This is a genomic window from Streptomyces sp. NRRL F-2664, assembly GCF_000719345.1.
Classification (GTDB): domain Bacteria; phylum Actinomycetota; class Actinomycetes; order Streptomycetales; family Streptomycetaceae; genus Streptomyces.
This window is the reverse complement of the sequence record NZ_JOFX01000158.1, coordinates 1-3,441: the sequence shown is the minus strand read 5'-3', so window position 1 is coordinate 3,441 and position 3,441 is coordinate 1. Positions and strand designations below refer to the sequence as shown.

Genomic DNA, 3,441 nt, shown 5'->3' with positions numbered 1-3,441 from the left:
CCTCACCCGCAAGGACGGCACCGTGCTGTCCCAGACCGTGTACACGTACAACAGCCGCGGAGACCTGGCCACCCGCACCGACACCCGCCCCACCACCAGTGCTCCCGGCAGCGGCAGCGCCACCCATACCAGCGGCAGCAGCGACACCAGCGGCAGCGGCGGTGTGGACAGCGGCGGGCGGGAGGGTGCCAGCACGGACGGCAGCAGCGGGACCAGGGAAAAGGGTGCCGCTGACGCCCTGTCTGTGACGACGCATACCGTGCACGGCTACGACGCCTACGGCCGGCTCATCTCCACCGTCCTGCACGGCCGCGGCGATGCCAAGGCCCCGGTGCTGCGGTCGTCCGCCTACACCGCCAACGCCGCAGGCGACATCACCACGGTCACCGTCACCGGTGCGGACGGGGTGGAGACCACCACGGTGCATGAGACCGATGCCGCGGGCCGCCTCACCGCCCTCACCACCGACGGCAAGACCACCGGCCAGACCTGGGACACAGTCGGCAACCTCCTCCACGGCGCAGACGGCACAACCTGGACCTACAACCCCGACAACAAACCCGCCACCGCCGCCACCGCCGACGGCCTGCGCAGCCAGTACACGTACTGGGCCGACGGCAGCCGCAGATCCTCCACCACCACCGCCCCCGACGGCGCCACCAGCACCACCACCTTCCACTACACCCCCGACGGCGCCATCGCCAACGACACCCACACCGATGCTGGCGGCGGCCAGCCGCGCACCGGCAGCTACCTCACCGGAGCAGCAGGCCGCGAGGCACGCACCCTCACCGGCACCCCCGGCGCAACCCGGTACCTGCACGCCGACCGCCGCGGCAACACCGTCCTGGAAACCGGACCGTCAGCCCAAACCCGGCACCGACTACACCCCCGCCCGCCTCTACCACCCCGAAACCGGCCGCTTCACCACCCGCGACCCCCACCCCACACCCCTCAACAAATACCAAGCCTTCAACGCTGAGCCCGTAAATGGCATCGACCCATCCGGTAACATCACCATCCGTATACTAGGAAAATACAAAAAGAATCCGGCGGGGAAAACGGTTTTCAAACAACCGAGACTCACTCCGAATGCCGTCAGCCGCATGGATGAGGATTCAGGACGATATAGCGGGGGCCTGCAGGAGACGCGAGCTTCCGGCCCCGTACCAGGCCACACCCTGGCACCGCTGGAACTGATTGAAATCGCACCCGATCCGAGGGAGCAGCACCTAGTTTCGCTAGCGGAAAATTCAGGATTCACACATCTCAAAATAAAATGGGACAAGTATGGAGACAGTCCTAAGTTTGACTTACTTTCGGCCAGGAATTCGGACGACGCGCGGTTCGCCAGCTCAGTAAACCTTTCGATGAAAGACTACTACCACGGCACCTCCAGGAGCAGCGCTCTATCAATCAAGAAAGAAGGTTTCAGCCTCCAGGGACGGGCGCACGGGCGAACGGAGGGCGATGGGGTCTATGCTTCGCCCAATTATTGCGAAGCTATGCGCTACGGCAGAAGTCTAGTCTGCTTTAACTTCTCCCCGGACATCTTAATCTTCAAAAGCAGCACAATACATTCGCCGGAGTATTTCTCCCGCAAGCGGCCTGACTTGAACGCACAAGGGGAGCCTCCCGCCGGCACCATGAAAGGAATTGCTAGCGGAAGATATCAGTCAAATGGAATTAGCTTCGGCGGGCGCTATCTAACGAGGCACACTGGCGGCGATACCAAAGCGCCCATCCTCGTCCTAACCGACCCTAGATCGGTAACAAATATAGTGACGAACGAGGGCTAATGATGTTTGACGCCGCGTTCGATGACCTGATCGTGTTCGGCATACCAGATACACGGGGACTCGAACTCGCAGGCTGCTGAGCCCAGTTAGTGCTGCAACGACACTCCGTGACTCGAAGGGAGTGTCTTCGTTATTCACTTCGTGGCGGGCGAGGTAGCTGATGGCTGGTCAGGTCTGTTCGGTGACTTCGTGGCGCGGTTCGCGGGGCGTTTCGGGCGGGTGGCACCGAGGCGGCGGATGGTGTCCTACCCTGCGGGGACTGCTCAGCGAGGCGGAACGCAAGAACGGCTGGACTCTGGCTGAGGCAGCCGGCGATACAGGTCCTCAGGGGATGCAGCGGCTGCTGAACCATTGCCTGTGGACGCCGATGCCCTGCGTGACGATGTCCGCGACGCGGTCGTGGAGCAGATTGGGGATCCCGGGCAGGGAATTCTGATCCTCGACGAGACGGGTTTCCTGAAGAAAGGCGTCAAGTCGGCCGGGGTGGCCCGGCAGTACTCGGGGACGGCGGGGCGGATCGAGAATTGTCAGGTGGGTGTGTTCCTGGCCTATGGGTCCGACCGGGGGCGAGCCCTGATCGACCGCGAGCTGTATGTCCCGAAGGACTGGTTCGCGGACCGTGAGCGGTGCCGGGCTGCCGGCATCGGCGACGATGTCGAATTCGCCATTAAGCCGGACATGGGGCTGCGGATGCTGGAACGTGCTGTGGAGTCGGGGATCCAGTTCGGGTGGGTGGCTGCTGATGAGGTTTACGGCGAGACGAGCCGTATCCGGCTGTGGTTGGAAGACCGCGACATCTCCCATGTCGTCGCGGTCCCGAAGTCGCAGATGGCCATGGTTATGGAATTCTTCGGCCAGGCATGCGCGCCCCAGCTGGTCGGCGAGCTGCCCGACGACGCATGGGCCCGTGTGAGCTGCGGCGATGGTGCCCACGGGCCGCGCGAGTACGACTGGGCTGCGGCTCCGGTCCGGCCCTGGCGGCGGGAAGGCCGGGACCACTGGCTCCTGGCACGGCGCAGCCTCACCGATCCCGCGGATATCGCGTACTGCATCTGTTTCTGCCCTGAAGGGACTTCGCTGGAAGAACTCGCCCAATTAGCGGGGTCCCGGTGGATGGTCGAGGGGTGCTTCCAGACCGCGAGGAACGAAACCGGACTCGACCACTACCAGGTCCGCGGATACACCGCCTGGTACCGGCACACAACCCTCTCCATGGCCGCACTCGCCTTCCTCGCCCTTCTGCGAGCCCAGGCAGAAAGGGGGACCCGAACACCGGCGGCAATCAATCTCTCATCCCCATCACCATGAAGAAAGCCCGACGCCTCTTCAACCGCATCTCCTCTCCCCTCCGCCACCACGTCCACCACGTCCTCGCGTGGTCCATATGGCGAAGAAGAAGCCAGGCACGAGCACGCATCAGCCATTACCAACGCAGAGGGCATCACGGAATGTCGTTGCAGTATTAGAGGTCATCCCATTTCTCTGTTGGGTAGGGGCTGTCCTGTAAATGATCTCCGAGTCGTCTCAGGCATGGTCGGCTGCGGTGCGGCCCGCTGGTCTATCCGGCGAGAGCGAGGTTGTACATCCGGGCGATACCGGGCATGGCGTGGTGGACGCCATCGCCTCTGAGGCGGCAGTCGCG

General features: G+C 63.6%; 1 protein-coding gene and 2 pseudogenes. 2 read left to right on the top strand and 1 reads right to left on the bottom strand.

From position 1 onward, the window contains the following. Positions 1-317 precede the first annotated feature (317 nt). On the top strand, positions 318-1,799 hold the full coding sequence (locus IF89_RS49990; RefSeq protein ID WP_107047454.1) for an RHS repeat-associated core domain-containing protein: 1,482 nt from the start codon (positions 318-320) through the stop codon (positions 1,797-1,799). 141 nt (positions 1,800-1,940) lie between these two features. Next, positions 1,941-3,107: pseudogene (locus tag IF89_RS39175) on the top strand (IS701 family transposase). A gap of 250 nt (positions 3,108-3,357) precedes the next feature. On the opposite strand, the pseudogene IF89_RS45460 reads toward IF89_RS39175, so the two are convergent. Continuing rightward, positions 3,358-3,441, bottom strand: a pseudogene (locus IF89_RS45460) (IS5/IS1182 family transposase); the annotation flags it as partial.